This window comes from Bacillus sp. FG16 (assembly GCF_057809515.1).
Map to the genome: position 1 here is coordinate 12,423 of NZ_JBMDKC010000076.1, position 15,277 is coordinate 27,699.

21 protein-coding genes and 1 riboswitch are annotated in these 15,277 nt (G+C 35.9%); of the genes, 18 read left to right on the plus strand and 3 right to left on the minus strand.

The annotated features are described in order from the left end of the window. Positions 1-72 precede the first annotated feature (72 nt). The 9 genes from ACODS7_RS22960 (at position 73) to kdpDN (ending at position 6,992) form a co-directional block, all read left to right on the plus strand. Positions 73-459, plus strand: a complete 387-nt coding sequence (locus ACODS7_RS22960) for a hypothetical protein (protein ID WP_029441656.1) — start codon at positions 73-75, stop codon at positions 457-459. Positions 460-472: 13 nt separating this feature from the next. Continuing rightward, a complete protein-coding gene (locus tag ACODS7_RS22965; RefSeq protein WP_002025339.1) occupies positions 473-706 on the plus strand; it encodes a hypothetical protein in 234 nt (77 codons plus the stop codon). A 3-nt stretch (positions 707-709) separates the two neighbouring features. Then, positions 710-832 carry a hypothetical protein gene (locus tag ACODS7_RS22970; RefSeq protein ID WP_001034421.1) on the plus strand — a complete coding sequence of 41 codons (123 nt, stop codon included), beginning with the start codon at positions 710-712 and terminating at the stop codon, positions 830-832. Positions 833-966: 134 nt separating this feature from the next. Continuing rightward, positions 967-1,112: riboswitch (cyclic di-AMP (ydaO/yuaA leader) on the plus strand. A 98-nt stretch (positions 1,113-1,210) separates the two neighbouring features. Continuing rightward, positions 1,211-1,315 carry a SipW-dependent-type signal peptide-containing protein gene (locus tag ACODS7_RS22975; RefSeq protein WP_000887894.1) on the plus strand — a complete coding sequence of 35 codons (105 nt, stop codon included), beginning with the start codon at positions 1,211-1,213 and terminating at the stop codon, positions 1,313-1,315. After that, positions 1,315-1,392: a K(+)-transporting ATPase subunit F gene (gene kdpF, locus ACODS7_RS22980; protein WP_223153441.1), complete on the plus strand. Its 78-nt coding sequence runs from the start codon at positions 1,315-1,317 to the stop codon at positions 1,390-1,392. The genes ACODS7_RS22975 and kdpF overlap by 1 nt, the downstream gene beginning before the upstream one ends. 19 nt (positions 1,393-1,411) lie before the next feature. Continuing rightward, positions 1,412-3,079, plus strand: coding sequence for a potassium-transporting ATPase subunit KdpA (kdpA, locus tag ACODS7_RS22985; protein ID WP_000638330.1), 1,668 nt, complete (start codon positions 1,412-1,414; stop codon positions 3,077-3,079). 13 nt (positions 3,080-3,092) lie between these two features. Beyond that, positions 3,093-5,183 carry a potassium-transporting ATPase subunit KdpB gene (kdpB, locus tag ACODS7_RS22990; protein ID WP_029441657.1) on the plus strand — a complete coding sequence of 697 codons (2,091 nt, stop codon included), beginning with the start codon at positions 3,093-3,095 and terminating at the stop codon, positions 5,181-5,183. A 16-nt stretch (positions 5,184-5,199) separates the two neighbouring features. Continuing rightward, a complete protein-coding gene (gene kdpC, locus ACODS7_RS22995; RefSeq protein WP_016082790.1) occupies positions 5,200-5,781 on the plus strand; it encodes a K(+)-transporting ATPase subunit C in 582 nt (193 codons plus the stop codon). A 56-nt stretch (positions 5,782-5,837) separates the two neighbouring features. Continuing rightward, the gene (kdpDN, locus tag ACODS7_RS23000) at positions 5,838-6,992 is read left to right on the plus strand and encodes a KdpD-like non-kinase potassium sensor (protein ID WP_080681700.1); all 1,155 of its coding nucleotides are present in this window, start codon (positions 5,838-5,840) and stop codon (positions 6,990-6,992) included. A gap of 25 nt (positions 6,993-7,017) precedes the next feature. On the opposite strand, the gene ACODS7_RS23005 is transcribed toward kdpDN, so the two are convergent. Continuing rightward, the gene (locus ACODS7_RS23005; protein WP_029441659.1) at positions 7,018-8,199 is read right to left on the minus strand and encodes an MFS transporter; all 1,182 of its coding nucleotides are present in this window, start codon (positions 8,197-8,199) and stop codon (positions 7,018-7,020) included. A gap of 140 nt (positions 8,200-8,339) precedes the next feature. Here ACODS7_RS23005 and ACODS7_RS23010 point away from each other — a divergent pair, with 140 nt between their 5' ends. Further along, positions 8,340-8,801, plus strand: a complete 462-nt coding sequence (locus tag ACODS7_RS23010; protein WP_029441660.1) for a MarR family transcriptional regulator — start codon at positions 8,340-8,342, stop codon at positions 8,799-8,801. Between the two features lie 206 nt (positions 8,802-9,007). Here ACODS7_RS23010 and ACODS7_RS23015 read toward each other — a convergent pair whose 3' ends face one another. Continuing rightward, positions 9,008-10,099: a tyrosine-type recombinase/integrase gene (locus tag ACODS7_RS23015; RefSeq protein WP_243168561.1), complete on the minus strand. Its 1,092-nt coding sequence runs from the start codon at positions 10,097-10,099 to the stop codon at positions 9,008-9,010. A 656-nt stretch (positions 10,100-10,755) separates the two neighbouring features. Between ACODS7_RS23015 and ACODS7_RS23020 the strand changes: the two genes are divergently transcribed. Both ACODS7_RS23020 and ACODS7_RS23025 read left to right on the plus strand, forming a co-directional pair. Continuing rightward, entirely contained in the window at positions 10,756-11,877 is a 1,122-nt protein-coding gene (locus ACODS7_RS23020) for an AimR family lysis-lysogeny pheromone receptor (RefSeq protein WP_308448048.1), read from the plus strand. Positions 11,878-12,151: 274 nt separating this feature from the next. Then, complete coding sequence (locus ACODS7_RS23025; protein ID WP_098856386.1) at positions 12,152-12,328, plus strand: hypothetical protein; 177 nt, start codon at positions 12,152-12,154, stop codon at positions 12,326-12,328. A 19-nt stretch (positions 12,329-12,347) separates the two neighbouring features. Here the strand turns inward: ACODS7_RS23025 and ACODS7_RS23030 are convergent, their stop codons facing one another. Next, a complete protein-coding gene (locus ACODS7_RS23030) occupies positions 12,348-12,686 on the minus strand; it encodes a helix-turn-helix domain-containing protein (RefSeq protein ID WP_098856387.1) in 339 nt (112 codons plus the stop codon). Between the two features lie 181 nt (positions 12,687-12,867). Between ACODS7_RS23030 and ACODS7_RS23035 the strand changes: the two genes are divergently transcribed. The 6 genes from ACODS7_RS23035 to ACODS7_RS23060 all read left to right on the plus strand — a co-directional run. Further along, positions 12,868-13,185, plus strand: a complete 318-nt coding sequence (locus tag ACODS7_RS23035) for a helix-turn-helix transcriptional regulator (RefSeq protein WP_243168559.1) — start codon at positions 12,868-12,870, stop codon at positions 13,183-13,185. 24 nt (positions 13,186-13,209) lie between these two features. Next, a complete protein-coding gene (locus ACODS7_RS23040) occupies positions 13,210-13,398 on the plus strand; it encodes a helix-turn-helix transcriptional regulator (RefSeq protein ID WP_098856389.1) in 189 nt (62 codons plus the stop codon). 18 nt (positions 13,399-13,416) lie between these two features. Continuing rightward, positions 13,417-13,572 carry a DUF6906 family protein gene (locus ACODS7_RS23045; protein ID WP_243168558.1) on the plus strand — a complete coding sequence of 52 codons (156 nt, stop codon included), beginning with the start codon at positions 13,417-13,419 and terminating at the stop codon, positions 13,570-13,572. Positions 13,573-13,775: 203 nt separating this feature from the next. Continuing rightward, positions 13,776-14,078: a hypothetical protein gene (locus ACODS7_RS23050; RefSeq protein ID WP_243168557.1), complete on the plus strand. Its 303-nt coding sequence runs from the start codon at positions 13,776-13,778 to the stop codon at positions 14,076-14,078. Next, the gene (locus tag ACODS7_RS23055) at positions 14,079-14,273 is read left to right on the plus strand and encodes a hypothetical protein (RefSeq protein ID WP_243168556.1); all 195 of its coding nucleotides are present in this window, start codon (positions 14,079-14,081) and stop codon (positions 14,271-14,273) included. 76 nt (positions 14,274-14,349) lie between these two features. Next, positions 14,350-15,277: YqaJ viral recombinase family nuclease (locus ACODS7_RS23060; RefSeq protein ID WP_488827667.1), on the plus strand; the 928-nt coding region annotated here is incomplete at its 3' end.

Genomic DNA, 15,277 nt, shown 5'->3' on the forward strand with positions numbered 1-15,277 from the left:
TCATCGATCTGATTAGTATAGGGGAATATCAATCTATGTTTGATTTCTTTTATACTAAGGAGGATGAGGTACATGGAACTAACACTTATTTGTGTTGGAGAAGAAAGTAAGGTAAATAGTTTAAGAGATCTAGTTGCATTTCAGCATGAGTTAATTATTTTTACAGCAAATGAAGAGGTAGCGGCTGAAGTTAGGAATTGTGGGTTTGATTGGACTTATAGTTGTAGTAAGGAGCAGGATTTTACTAGTATTTGTGAGTGCATTAAGAAGGTGATTTTACTAGGGGATGAGCTTCCAATCGTTAGTTTCTTCACAGAACACATTCGTTTTTCTTTTCAAGCACCTATTACTGTTGTTACAAGGAATAAACGATATCCAGCGAGGCTCTATGAAACAATTGGAGCTAAGTTTGTCGTGTTTACAAATTGTGATAATATTTCTTTTTTATTTTTTGAATAGGGCGGGGGAAGAAATGATGAAGGTACTATTACTTGGAGATATAGCAAATCGTTGGGCAGTATCGGTAGAGCGAGTTCAAGAATTGGTTCAGATTGATCCCCTTTTTCCCGGGCCATATATTATATTACCATCAAAAGATGCTTTGTATTTAGAGATGGATATTACCGAGTATGAGCAGCTACATGCAGAATTGACACAAGTTTATATTCGTGGGAGAAATTTACGTGCATTTTTACGAGGAGAATAAAGGTTGAATAAAAAAGAGCGAATGCTGAGTGCAACAAGCTATGCACTTCATGTCATTCGCTCTTTTTATTTCATATTTAAAAGGTCATTTTTAAGAAAAGAGAAGAGAAATAAAGAAAATAGATGAAATAATAGTAATAATCTTCAATGTAAGCGTTTAAACGAATGTAAATATTATTATTTTCAGAAATTTAGCCCTTTACAAGTGAAATATAGAGGAGTATATTTACTCTCATAAATCATTCATAAAATTTCCAAAAAAACCTAAAATCGCTGAGTTCCAGAAATGGAGCGGGGGAACCAATTTTGTGCATCGTCACTTGGGGTGAATCTTTCAGTTTTGAAAGTAGGGCTACTCTTTAGGCCCGAATCCGACAGCTAACCTCGTAAGCGTTTAGAGAGGAGGTTTACTTTTTGTTGTTCATTTTTTGAACACTGAGTAGAGCTCAGTGTTCTTTTTTAATATTTTAATGGTAAATTTTTACAAAAGAAGAGAGGGATAGTTATGTTAGATGTTGTAATGGTCGGGATTTTTATTTTATTAGTTGCATCGATGGCAAGTCTTGCAAGTTGGTCAGATAAAGTTGTGAAAGAAGGAAAGCAATCATGATGATTGTCTTATCGGTTATTGTCGCAGCAATTACAGTGTATTTAGTGTATGCATTATTAAATCCAGAGAAGTTTTAATTAGGGGGAATCATTCATTATGATTTGGGTTGCAGTCATTATTACAATGCTCTTGTTTATTTTAGTAGCAAAGCCAACGGGGATTTATTTAGAAAAAGCTTTTCAAGGTAGCAAAACGTTAGATAAAGTATTCGGGCCTTTTGAAAAACTTATTTTTAAAATTACGGGTGTAAAAGCATACAATCAAACGTGGAAACAGTACGCATTATCATTAGTTTTATTAAATGGATTTATGATCGTTGTCGTATACTTCATTTTCAGATTACAAGGTGTGCTGCCACTAAATCCAGCGCATATTGAAGGGATGGAGCCTACGCTCGCTTTTAATACAGCAATTAGTTTTATGGCTGATACAAACTTACAGCATTATAGCGGTGAAAATGGTTTATCTTATTTATCACAATTAATCGGAATTACATTTTTAATGTTTGCGGCACCAGCAACGACATTAGCGCTCGTTATGGCTTTTATAAGAGGACTTGCTGGAAAAGAACTTGGTAACTTTTTCGTTGATTTTACGAGAGCGTTAACGAGAGTGTTTCTTCCTATCGCATTTATTGCGGCACTAGTTTTTGTCGCACTTGGTGTACCACAAACGTTAGATGGGGCGGTTACAGCACAAACGATTGAAGGTGCAAAGCAAAGTATTTTACGTGGACCTGTTGCATCATTCGTTTCCATTAAGGAACTTGGAAATAACGGCGGTGGATTTTTCGGAGCAAACTCTACGCATCCTTTCGAAAATCCAGGACAAATGAGTAATATTTTGCAAATGATGCTTATGATGTTATTACCAACAGCACTTCCATTTACGTACGGACGAATGGTCGGAAATAAAAAACAAGGCCGCATCCTTTTCGTGTCACTTTTTATGGTGTTTTTACTAGGATTTATAACGATTACGACATCTGAACTAAACGGGAATCCGGCATTGAATGGAATGGGTATCGAACATGTACAAGGAAGTACAGAAGGGAAAGAAGTACGATTTGGAACAGTATTTTCTTCACTATACGCAACAGTAACGACAGCTGCTGAAACTGGTGCTGTTAATACAATGCATGATACGTTAACACCAATTGGCGGTCTAGTTCCACTTGTAAATATGATGTTAAATACAGTGTATGGCGGCGTTGGAGCAGGCTTTGTAAATATTATTATGTATGCAATTATCGCGGTGTTTATATCTGGGTTAATGGTTGGACGGACACCAGAGTTTTTAGGTAAAAAGATTGAAGGTAAGGAAATGAAATTAATCGCGGTCACGATTTTATTTCATCCATTGCTCATTTTAGGATTTTCGGCATTAGCTCTTTCAACAAATTTAGGGACGGATGCTATTTCTCATTCTGGTTTCCACGGTTTAACGCAAGTTGTATATGAGTATACATCGTCAGCTGCGAATAACGGATCTGGATTTGAAGGATTAGGAGATAATACACCGTTTTGGAATATTACGACTGGTTTAGTTATGTTTTTAGGACGCTACTTTAGTTTAATTACGATGCTAGCTGTGGCAGCTTCGCTGAAAGAAAAAACGGTAGTGCCAGAAACAGTCGGAACGTTCCGCACAGATAATAGTTTATTTGGTGGTATCTTCATCGGAACAATTGTAATTGTCGGTGCATTAACATTCTTCCCGATGTTAGTACTTGGACCAATTGCAGAATTTCTTACATTGAAGTAATGGAGGGTAAATGATGAGACCGGTAGTAGTAAAAGAAAAACAATTAAATAAGTCACAAATACATGCTGTAGAAGATGAAGTTAGACAAGCGAAAACGATGGATCGTGATATCGTAACACATGCGATGAAACAATCCGTTGCGAAATTGAATCCGAAAGTCATGATAAAGAATCCGATTATGTTCGTTGTGGAAATTGGGTTTATCATTACGTTCATTTTATCTTTTCTTCCAAGCAGTTCTAGTAGTATACCAGGATGGTTTAATATAACAGTTTCTCTCATTCTATTATTTACAGTTTTATTTGCGAATTTTGCAGAAGCATTAGCAGAGGGTCGTGGTAAAGCGCAAGCCGATTCTTTAAAGCAGTCGAAGAAAGATGTGTTTGCAAATGTTGTAAAAGAAAATGGAGACATTGTCCAAGTTTCAGCAACTGATCTTAGAAAAGGTGACGTTGTTATCGTAAAACAAGGAGAAATGATTCCGAATGATGGCGAAGTAATCAAAGGATTAGCATCTGTAGATGAATCTGCAATTACAGGGGAATCAGCTCCTGTTATAAAAGAAGCAGGCGGTGATTTTTGTTCCGTAACAGGTGGAACGATGGTCGTAAGTGATGAAATTACAATTGTCATTACGAGTAATCCTGGTGAATCATTTATCGACAAAATGATTTCTTTAGTAGAAGGAGCTGCTCGTCAAAAAACGCCAAATGAAATTGCTTTAAATACAGTATTAACGAGCTTAACTCTTATTTTCTTGATCGTCGTTGTGACGTTGCCGATTTTTACAAATTATTTAGGTTTTCAAATTGATACAGCTGTACTCGTAGCATTGTTAGTATGTTTAATTCCAACGACAATTGGTGGTTTGCTATCAGCGATTGGTATTGCTGGGATGGACCGGGTGACAAAATTTAACGTGCTAGCGATGTCAGGGAAAGCAGTAGAAGCTGCGGGCGATATTAATACAATTATTTTAGATAAAACAGGTACAATTACTTTTGGGAACCGGATGGCTCATACATTATTGCCTGTAGGAAATGAAACGATTGAGCAAGTTGGAAAGTGGGCCGCTATTAGTTCTGTTTTAGATGAAACGCCAGAAGGTCGATCTGTTATCGAGTATGTGCAGGGAAAATCTATATCATATAATAGAGAACTTGCAGAACAAGGGGAGTTTGTTCCGTTTAAAGCAGAAACGAGAATGAGTGGTGTTGATTTACAAGACGGAACGAAAGTGAGAAAAGGTGCTGTCGGTGCCGTTATTGAATGGGTTGGGTCACAAGGTGGAACAATTCCGAAAGATGTAAATCAAAAAGCAGACTTAATTTCAAAAGAGGGCGGAACACCACTTGTAGTTGCAGTAGATAATCGTATTTACGGTTTAATTTATTTAAAGGATACAGTAAAACCGGGTATGCGTGAGCGTTTTGAACAGTTGCGCCAAATGGGGATTAAAACGGTCATGTGTACAGGTGATAATCCGTTAACAGCAGCAACGATTGCAAAAGAAGCAGGGGTAGATGAATTCGTTGCCGAGTGTAAACCAGAAGATAAGATTGCTGTTATTAAAGCAGAGCAAGATAAAGGGAAACTTGTAGCGATGACAGGTGATGGCACAAATGATGCTCCGGCATTAGCACAGGCTGACGTTGGATTAGCGATGAATAGTGGTACGACAGCTGCGAAAGAAGCAGCAAATATGATTGATTTAGACTCGAATCCAACGAAAATTATTGAGGTTGTAGGAATTGGGAAGCAATTGTTAATGACACGTGGTGCGTTGACGACATTTAGTATTGCGAATGATATAGCGAAATATTTTGCAATTATTCCAGCAATGTTTACACTTGCGATTCCGCAAATGGAAGCACTAAACATAATGAAGTTAACATCACCACTGTCAGCGATTTTATCAGCATTAATATTTAACGCTGTTATTATTCCACTACTCATTCCGTTAGCGATGAAAGGTATCGCATATAAACCGATGAGTTCTAATGCATTGCTTAGCCGAAACTTACTTATTTATGGACTTGGCGGAGTGATTGTTCCATTCATTGGAATTAAGGTAATTGATATAATTGTCGGCTTGTTCATATAAGGAAGAGGGGAAAAAGATGGAAAAGAAACAAAGTATACTATCACCAATTATCCGTATTACTTTTACATTTCTAGTGTTGTGTGGACTTGTATACCCACTTATTGTTACTGGTATTGCACAAGCCGTGATGAAGGATAATGCGGATGGAAGTCTAATATATAATGATAAAAATGAAGTGATTGGTTCTAAATTAATCGGGCAAAACTTCACGGATCCACGTTATTTTCAAGGGCGTGTTTCTAGTATTGAATATAAGGCTGAAGCATCTGGTTCAAATAACTATGCACCATCTAATCCAGATTTAGCAAAACGAGTAGAGAAAAGTATTGTGGACTGGAAGGAAAAAAATCCAGCTGTTCCAGTTACAGAAGTACCGATAGATTTAGTGACAAATTCAGGTTCAGGGCTTGATCCTGATATTAGTCCAAAGGCGGCCTCTGTGCAGGTGGATCGTATCTCGAAATTAACGAATATTCCGAAAGAAAAACTTGATCAATTGATTAAAGATCAAACAGAAGGTGCTGCACTTGGTTTATTTGGAGAAGATCGAGTGAACGTCTTAAAGCTAAATTTAGCATTACAGAAATTAATGAAATAGTAATAGTGCTACCTCAATCTAACGGATTGAGGTAGCGTTGTTTCGAATGAAAGGTAGTGTTTATTTTGTATGCAGATGATTATGAACCGAAGTTTCAAAGGCGAACGCCAGAGGAATATTTAGAATATATTCGGCAACAAAATCGGGGAAAGTTAAAGCTATATGTAGGAGCAGCTCCAGGCGTAGGAAAAAGTTATAAAATGCTCTTTGATGCAAGAGAAATGAAAAAAGATGGAATTGATATTGTAATTGGTTTAATTGAAACGCACGGGAGAAAAGAAACAGAAGAAGCAATTGCTGATTTAGAGAAAGTTCCTTTGAAAGAAATACAGTATAAAGGAAAGGTATTTTATGAACTCGATGTGGAAGGAATTATAAAACGTGCGCCGCAAGTTGTTGTAGTGGATGAACTTGCGCATAGTAATGTTCCTGGTTCTAAACATAAGAAACGTTATATGGATGTGCAGGAATTGTTAGAGGCTGGTATATCGGTATTATCAGCTTTTAATATTCAACATTTGGAAAGTGTTCATGATATTGTAGCTCAAATTACGAATGTAAAAGTAAGAGAACGAATTCCAGATTTTATTTTACAAAAAGCAAATGAAATTCAGCTCGTTGATGCAACGCCCGAGGTATTAAGGAAGAGACTAATAGACGGAAAGATATATAAAGAAGAAAAAATTCAGCAAAGTTTACAAAATTTCTTTACGCTTAATAATTTAGGAGCACTTAGGGAATTATCACTTCGTGAAGTGGCAGATGATATGGACGAGAAAATTAGCCAAACAGTAATAGAACCGATTGGCGTAAAAGAAAAAATTCTTGTTTGTGTACAATACAGTTCAACAGCGGAGAAATTAATACGACGGGGATGGCGCATGGCTGATCGGTTAAATGCTGAATTGTACGTATTAAACGTTGAGAGGGAAAATATAGATTCTCTTTCAGCAGGTAAAAAACAAACAATTGAAGAGTGGAAATCGTTAACGAATCAATTTGATGCGAGTTTTGTATTAGAAGAGGCGAAAGGAAGAAAGCCAGCAGATGTTATTATTGAAGCCGCAAAAAGATTACAGGTAACGCAAATTTTACTTGGACAATCGGCTAGAACAAGGTGGGAAGAAATACGAAAAGGCTCTATTGTAAATGAAATTATGAGACAAACAAAGTATATTGATATTCATATTGTTGCGGATCAAAGAGGGTAAAATAGAGCCGACCTTTTTGGGGGCTCTATTTTACTTTTTGTACAGCATGAAAACTTAGCATTTTCATTGCATATAAGATTACAAGTAAAAACATAATTGCACCTAGGAAGAAAATCCAAAAGTAATTTTGGTTAAATAAAAGAAATCCACCTAGAAGTGGCCCTGTGCTCATACCGAGATAGCGGATGAAGTTGTACATACCGATAGCTGTTGCACGTTCTTGCACGAATTCTTCTGTTAATAAAGTAGTGTGAGTTGGCATAGAAAGTCCCATACTAAAACCGTACAAAGATGTAACGATAATGATGAATGGGATATTGATGCTATATGTGAAAGAGAATAAAACGACACATATAATATTGAAGAAACTCGTAATAAATAAAGCTTGCTTTGTTGTGAGGCGTTTTGGAAAAAACTTGTAGCAAAAACTTCCTAGCATGATAGAAAGAGACATTGGTACAAACATAAGACCAATTTCACTTGCAGCTAGATGAAATGAATTTGTTAAAATGTTCGGTAAAAAAACGAGAAAGCAAAAGTAAATACAAAATTGAATGAAGCCAATAAGAGTAATAGAAAACCCAGTTTTATTTTTTAAGATAAGCCAGTAATTCTTTTGTGCTTTAGACTGCTTAATTACATTTGGCTTTGTTTCTGGAAGTAGTGAAATGTTTATAATTAATAAGATAATGCCAAGTGTAGATAAAAAGAGGAATACAGATAAGTGACCATTTATACTGCCAAGATAACCACCTATGAGTGGAGCCATTGCAGGTGCGAGGGCAAGTAACATTTGGTATAGGCTCATCGCTTCTCCGCGTTCTTTTCCTTCAAATAAATCGCCGATAATCGTTGCTGAAACTACAGGTATAGCCGCTATTCCTATAGCTTGAACAGCTCTAAAAAAGAGAAATAAATAAATGTTTGCCGAAAAAGCACATCCGATTGAACCAATTGTACTAATGACTAAACTAGGGATAAGGACAGATTTTCTCCCTTTTGTATCAATTAAAGGTCCATATACGAGCTGCATAATTGCAAGAACGAATGTGAAAAGTGAAACTGTTACATTTACAAGATAAAGAGAAGTGTGAAAAGAATTTTGAATCATCGGTAAGATAGGTGTGTAAATATTTTGAGCGAAGGAACCGAGTAAGGCACTAATACAGACAACATATAAAATGAAAGTTAGTTTAGATTTTTTCATCTTTTTAACCTCCTTGTATTTTAGTTTCCTTGGAAACTAAAATTATTTTAACATGATTTTCTCACTTGTAAAGATGAAAAAAATTTTTTAAAATGGTATATAGTTAAATTGTTTCTTTGGAAACTTAGGAGGCGAACGGATTGAAGCATACAACGAAGCAAATGGAAATACTGTCGGACATTCGTACACTTTTGCATAAAAAAGAAGAACATTTAAAACGACAAAACGAGAAGTTTCTTTATGAGACAGGTGTAAGTAGTATGTCTTTATCTGAGTTACATGTAATCGAATGTATCGGAAAAAATGGTTTGATGAATGTAACGGCAATTACGACAGAAATGGGCATGACGAAGGGAGCAATCTCTAAAATTTGTACGAAGTTGTTTCAAAAGCAATTCGTTGAGAAGATGCAAATGTTAGATAATCAGAAGGAAATATTCTTCCGTTTAACGGAAAGTGGAAATGAAATATATATAGCTCATGAAAAATTGCATAAAAAAGCTGAAGAAAAGTGGCTGTTACTTTTAGATGGATATACGAAAGAAGAGCAAGACTTTATTCAAAGGTTTATAAAGGATGTCTCCGATCATTTGGAAATATAATTGGAATAAAAAACTCCTTTTTCTCAAGTCTTTTGAATATAATTTCTGAAAGAACTCATATATAATAGAAAAAGATACTTAACATGGTGAATAATTAAAGAGTCAATATATATAGAGGAGAGAGTAACATGCTTGAAAATACGGGGTTAGTATTAGAAGGCGGCGGTATGCGTGGTGTATATACGGGTGGGATATTACCAAGGTTTTCATATGCCTTGGTAACGTTTCGGTAACCTTTGCACTAAATCCTTTTCCATAAAAGCCAGAGCTTCAGTTTGTTTAGATGGATATAAGTGGCTATAAGTATTTAAAGTTGTTGCCACATCGGAATGTCCTAGACGTTGGGCTACTACAAGTGGGCTAACGCCGTTGTTTATTAAATATGAGGCGTGAGAATGTCTGAATTCGTGAAGTAAGATTCTTTTTACTCCAGAAGCAGCTACATATTTATTATATCGTTCGTCTAGTGTTGTTGTAGCAATGCTAGTAAAAAACTCCCCAAAAACCACATAATCGTTTTTTACTGGTGCTGTTAATGTAGCATGTTCTTTTAACGTTTTCAATAAATCGTTGACAAGTGTCGGTAATAGAATGATTCTATTTGATGCTTTTGTTTTTGGCTTGGTAACTTGGCGATTATATTCAGTTTTGTTAATCCGAATTGTTTTTTCTGTAAAATCAACATCGTCCCATGTTAGTGCGAGCAGTTCACCTTTCCTAGCACCGCTATAATAAAGCGTTGAAAAAAATGAATCATAGAGTAGATCGTCTACAACATCGATAAATTTTTGAAACTCATCAAATTCCCAATAATCCATTCGTTTGTTTGATTCAAGTTCAAAATTTCCAGCAATACGTGCAGGATTACTGGTTAAACCATGAAACTTTATTGCGAAATTGAATATGGACGATAGTACTGCATGGATTTTTTTTAAGGTGTCAGCCGAGTAGTTGCCAATAATTTTATTTTGATAATACATTATATGTTTGGCGGTAATTTGATCTACCTTCAGTTTACCAAACTCTTTTTGCAGGTGATTATATATTACATTTTTAATAACCTTTATAGAAGTTTGTTTTCTCCGCTGACAATACCAATCAAAATAACTATCAGCCACTTGAGCAAATGTTAAGGTTGAGTTTGTTTCTTTTTCAACTAACATTTTTGCTTCCGCTTCACGTGCTTCCTTTTTTGTTTTAAACCCACGACGCTTTACTTGCTTTTGAGTACCATCAAACTGACGGACTCTGACAACAAAGAAATATGTTCCTCGTTCTTTATCTTTGTAAACCACCATAGGAATCCCTCCTGTATATGTAAAGATTGATAATTCAATTTATTGAGTCGATTATAACTTGTTTGTTACCAAAAGAAAAGACGCTCAATATAAATTGAACGTCTTTCTTTGACTTGAACCACTTTAATTTTAATAACATATTACCCTGTATAGGAAAGGCCTATACCTGTATATATTATAACATACAATTTACGACAATTTTTGAAAAAGTTTTTTTGAAGATTTCAGATTGGCTGGGTAAAAAACTGTAAAATTGGCTGGTTATACACTCATCCAATTCAAATAAAATATAAAATGAATGAGTATTCAATATATTCATTCATTTTATTGTATTTGAACTTGAGAAATGTTTAGAATGGGTGTTCGCAAGAGATTGCTCGTGGTAAAATATTGTCGGAAGAAGTACAATTTTAATTTGCAGAATAATAAAAAAAATATGTGTTGAACATAAAAAAACTCGCAGAGCGTGTGTAAGAGGTACTTCCCACGAAACCTCTCACATTGTTCACCTAAAGCTCCCTTAGGATAAACATTTGCATCTTACGAGTTCCTCGTCAGTGTAACACATACCTTTTGATTTTAGAATGTGTCCTGGGTTGAGAAAATTAAGGTTCGTGTGCTTTATGTTCGAGGAAGGAGGAAAACATTTGCAAAAGGTGATGAATCAGTTGCTTGCAAAAATTAATTCAGCAGGATTTTCTAGAAGACAATTTGCTCTAAAGTTAGGTGTCTGTCGAGAAACTTTTCGTAAGGGAATTGCAGGCGAAAGCGAAATGGATGTAGAAGTGTTTTTCAAAGCCACGAAATTTTTATATGATAATGAGGAAGCGAAACGAAAGATTACACGGGATTATTTTTTGTGTTGTATGCAGCCATCTAATACTATTGTCGGATTAATTTATAGTCAGGTGCAAGGCGAATACAGCTTAATGAGTGCAATTCTTGATAAACACAAAGGAAATACGAGTTTATCGACTTATTTTACAATCTATAAATTGTTTAACAAACGTAATAAGAATGAATTGAGAGGACAGGCGCTTTACAAAATAATTAGAGCAACACACTTTTCTACTAATCCACATGTTCAAGTTATGGTTAATATTTTGTATATGTTAGCTTTAGCAGATAGACCTAATAACAATGCAATCATTCAGTATATAGATGAGGTTGAAGCAAATTTGAACCTTCTTGAAGAGGGTTGTATCAAAGATTATCTTCGCATGTTTGCTAATGAGAGGATTGCATATATGCATTTATGGAGGATTGAATTAGAACAGAGTAGGAAAATTTTTAATGCCATCATAAATTCTGAAGTAGATGTGCCTATGATTAAGTGTACAGCTATTTGCGGGCTTGGAGAAGGGTATCAAATAGACTGTCCTGAGACAGCTGAGGCACTTTTAGTTCAAGCCACGGAATCACTGAAAGAGATTAATGTTACCCAAAAAGCTCAAAAGTCGATAGCGTTGCATACAACGTTAGCTCATGTGCGTATACATAATAATATCAATGTGGATAAAATTGATGTAGAGTTACTTCATCCAAATGAAAGAGCGACATATGAGTGTCTTTTCGGGAATCGAGAGCTTGGGTTATTAATATTTGAGGAGTTAAAGAAAAATGGCTTTTCACCATTTCAACTTATATCATATTCAATATGTATCGGCGACATGGAGGGTATTAAACAAGCATTATTAGAGTTCGAATTGGCAGGGTTGAGTTTTTACGGACGAATGTATAAAATAATATTGAATAGGGAAGGGGTAATGTTGACGTGAGAAGGGTGATATCTATATTTCTGCTAGCAGTAGGAGTAATAGGGATGAACGAGGCCATAATACATGTTGAGAAAATGGAGCAACAACCAAAAATAAAACAAGAATTTAGGATGACTATACGAGATCCTGGTGGGAGTTAGAAAGTATAGTTGCTGTAAAAAAAAGAAGTCGCTACTTTGTAGCGACTTCTGTGCGTTTAAGGAGTGACAATTTTTTTGGGAGAGGTCTGTAAAAAGTTGTCACCTAGTATTTACCATGATAAGGAGGAATTTTGATGTTAAAAGCAAACGGGGTAGCATTAGAGACAAAAGCTATGATTTGTAAGTTATTAGAGCCTAAAAAAGTAAGCTGTGATGTGGAGTATGTAATAAATGAACTCCATAAGATAGGGTTATGTACAAAAGAGGAATTTAATCAAATTACAAATATTCTGCAACAAAAAAAGGAATAGCAATTGCTGTTCCTTTTTGTTAATTCAACATACGGTTTATAACAATATTGAAAAAGTCTCTTATCTTTTCAGTTTCTTCCGTAGTTAATGTTCTTCCCCCGTAGTTGAGATTGCCGTTCTCTAAAATATCTTGTAAGTTATCTTTTGTCCCATCTGGATTATCTGTTCGCCCTAAGATGAAATCAGTCGTAGAGTTGAATAAATCAGCAATTTTGCATAGCATTTCGGGATTTGGTTTCCTATAGTTTATTTCATATCCGTTGTAAGTCGAAATAGATGTCTTTAATTGATTTGCTACATATTCAGTAGTCCATCCATATCTTTTTCGTAGAAATTTTAGATTTGCCCCTATATCCATGTGTAGTATTCTCCTCCAATCGTGTAACTTAACGTTCTTACTTTTACACTTATATTACTATTAATAGCTTACAATAAACTTACAATAAAATCTACGCAAGATGCGTATTAAAAAAGTTGTTGATTAATTTACGCTAAACGCATAAAATTAAATTAGAGTCATAGAAGGTAGGAGGTAAACAATGAAAAGAGACTGGCTTGTGAAAATTAGAAAACAGAACAAATTAACGCAAGTTAATTTGGCTAAAAGTTTAAACATAAGCCCCTCATATTATGGAGATATTGAAACAGGGAGAAGAACACCTAGCTCATTGATAGCATTGAAAATTGCAACATTTTTAGAGTTTCCAATGGAGTGGTTTATTCTACCTACGTATCTGCATAATGTGGAAAAAGGGTTATTAAAATTAGCTATACAGATGGATGTTCCTACTGAAGAAATTTTTTTGGAGGTTATTACGCGATTTGAGGAAAAAATAAATAATAATAAATTTGATTAGCAAATTGGTTAAGGAGCGATACTCATGAACAAAAATCTATTCATTGCTCGAAAAGAGCGGCGCATGACGCAAGAAGCTGTGGGTAAAGTGGTGAACATGCATCAGCAAACGTATTACTTAAAAGAATCTGGAAAACGTGAGTTCACCCTAAAAGAGGCTCAAAAACTAGCAAAATACTTCAAAACAACAGTGGACGAGCTGTTTGCGCAATAGAGCAAGGAGGGGAAACAGGTGAAAAACGGTAAACGCCCAACGAAGCGAGAGAAAATGCATATGAATTCTTACAGCTTAAATTCTGAAAACTGGTTGATCTATAAAAAAGTTGATGGACGACTACACTTGATTCATCGTCATACGAACTCAAGACGAGTCATTCCAAGTGCGTAGGGTTTGTGAAAAAGAAAAAGGACTCTAGCGGAATGCTAGAGCCGTCAACATGGAATGTGAGTATTCTATACGAATGTATTATAACATAATTTTTGTGAACTTATATAGATAAATAATATGCAATTATGCATAAACTTTTGGAAGAAAGGGAAATGTGCCCAACCAGTGAGTGCTACTGCATGTGAAGAAGAGGAGAAACCAACATGATCAAATCAGTTCTAACAAAAGACTTACAAAAGAAACAAATACTCGATGAATTCTTACAACATTGTGAAAAGAAGCAAGTTGAAGCGCTGCAAAAGAATGATCCCTATCAATTTTGCATCTGGATTAAAGAAGCTCGATTGGCCCGAAGGGAATTGATGGCACTCTATCGTGCGAAAGAAAAGCATGATGAGGAACGTAAACGTATAAAAGGAATTGTTCACCGCTTGAAAAGTATCGGTGTGAATGCGGATGTTGTGGAGAGGGTGCATTATATTACGCTTTCTGAGGAGGTTAGCTGAATGCTAGAGAACCCCAATACCATAGGCAATCCGCACGATTCCCCGAGAAAAGAATTTGAACACTATTGTAGTGATTGCGACGGTGAATTGTATTTCGGCATGACGTATTACGAATTCAAGGGGAATCTCATTTGTGAGGAATGCAATGAGAAGTTTTTAGAACGCCATGGCACACGTTTTGTGGCAGGAGAATAAAAAAGAACTCACGGGAATGAGTTCTCAAAAAATTTAAGGTGAAGTCAGTATAACACAGAGAGCGAGTGAAAGAAACATGCAGGCGAAAGTATTGGCAAATACATTACATATGGATCGTAAGGCCTGGTTAGAAGCACGTAAGCAAGGATTAGGTGGTTCTGATGTGGCAGCTATTGCTGGGTTAAGTAAATGGAAGTCGCAAGTACAGGTGTTTCTTGAGAAAACAGAAGCTATTGAACAAGAAGACATACAAAGTGAGTCTGCTTATTTTGGAAACGTACTTGAAGAGGTGGTCGCACAGGAGTTTGCCAAACGTACGGGACTAAAGGTACAACGTAGAAATGCTATCTTGCAACACCCAGAGTATCCTTGGATGCTTGCAAACGTGGACAGGCTCATTGTAGGAGAACGAGTGGGTCTTGAATGTAAAACAGCTTCAGAATATTTGAAAAAAGAATGGGAAGGTAAAGAAATACCAGTCGCTTACCTTCTCCAGTGTCAGCACTATATGGCGGTTACAGGATATGAAGCATGGTGGATTGCCGTATTAATTGGTGGCAACAAATTCGTGTACAAAAAGATCGAACGGGATGAGGATATAATCCAGTATCTTATCAATATGGAACGGGACTTTTGGCTGAGTCACGTCGAAAAGGATGAACCGCCTATGTTTGATGGTTCAGAGGCATCTACGCAGCTACTCAAGCAAATGTATCCAGAATCTATTGAGGATAGTTCTATCAGCTTAGGGAAGCAAGAAGAGCTACTTATTGAAGCGAGGGACCAAGTAGATAGGGAAATGAAGGTGCTGCAAGAACAAAAGGCAGAGTATGAGAACAAGCTGAAAGCGAAATTAGGTTCTCATGAAAAAGCGACAACGGAGAATTACACCATTCATTGGAAGTCCTATACGAGTAATCGTTTTGACAGTAAAAGATTCAAAACGGAACATCCTGATTTATATAAAGAATATGTAAATGAAACTATATCAAGAAAATTTTTAG

Coding starts and splice junctions, on each gene's coding strand:
- ACODS7_RS23030 (WP_098856387.1), bottom strand. CDS start 12,686: ATGGATATAGGGGCAAATCTAAAATTTCTACGAAAAAGATATGGATGG.
- ACODS7_RS23040 (WP_098856389.1), top strand. CDS start 13,210: ATGAACAAAAATCTATTCATTGCTCGAAAAGAGCGGCGCATGACGCAA.
- ACODS7_RS23055 (WP_243168556.1), top strand. CDS start 14,079: ATGCTAGAGAACCCCAATACCATAGGCAATCCGCACGATTCCCCGAGA.
- ACODS7_RS22965 (WP_002025339.1), top strand. CDS start 473: ATGATGAAGGTACTATTACTTGGAGATATAGCAAATCGTTGGGCAGTA.
- ACODS7_RS23035 (WP_243168559.1), top strand. CDS start 12,868: ATGAAAAGAGACTGGCTTGTGAAAATTAGAAAACAGAACAAATTAACG.
- ACODS7_RS23050 (WP_243168557.1), top strand. CDS start 13,776: ATGATCAAATCAGTTCTAACAAAAGACTTACAAAAGAAACAAATACTC.
- ACODS7_RS23015 (WP_243168561.1), bottom strand. CDS start 10,099: ATGGTGGTTTACAAAGATAAAGAACGAGGAACATATTTCTTTGTTGTC.
- ACODS7_RS22975 (WP_000887894.1), top strand. CDS start 1,211: ATGTTAGATGTTGTAATGGTCGGGATTTTTATTTTATTAGTTGCATCG.
- ACODS7_RS22960 (WP_029441656.1), top strand. CDS start 73: ATGGAACTAACACTTATTTGTGTTGGAGAAGAAAGTAAGGTAAATAGT.
- kdpF (WP_223153441.1), top strand. CDS start 1,315: ATGATTGTCTTATCGGTTATTGTCGCAGCAATTACAGTGTATTTAGTG.
- kdpA (WP_000638330.1), top strand. CDS start 1,412: ATGATTTGGGTTGCAGTCATTATTACAATGCTCTTGTTTATTTTAGTA.
- ACODS7_RS23025 (WP_098856386.1), top strand. CDS start 12,152: ATGTTAAAAGCAAACGGGGTAGCATTAGAGACAAAAGCTATGATTTGT.
- ACODS7_RS23005 (WP_029441659.1), bottom strand. CDS start 8,199: ATGAAAAAATCTAAACTAACTTTCATTTTATATGTTGTCTGTATTAGT.
- kdpB (WP_029441657.1), top strand. CDS start 3,093: ATGAGACCGGTAGTAGTAAAAGAAAAACAATTAAATAAGTCACAAATA.
- kdpC (WP_016082790.1), top strand. CDS start 5,200: ATGGAAAAGAAACAAAGTATACTATCACCAATTATCCGTATTACTTTT.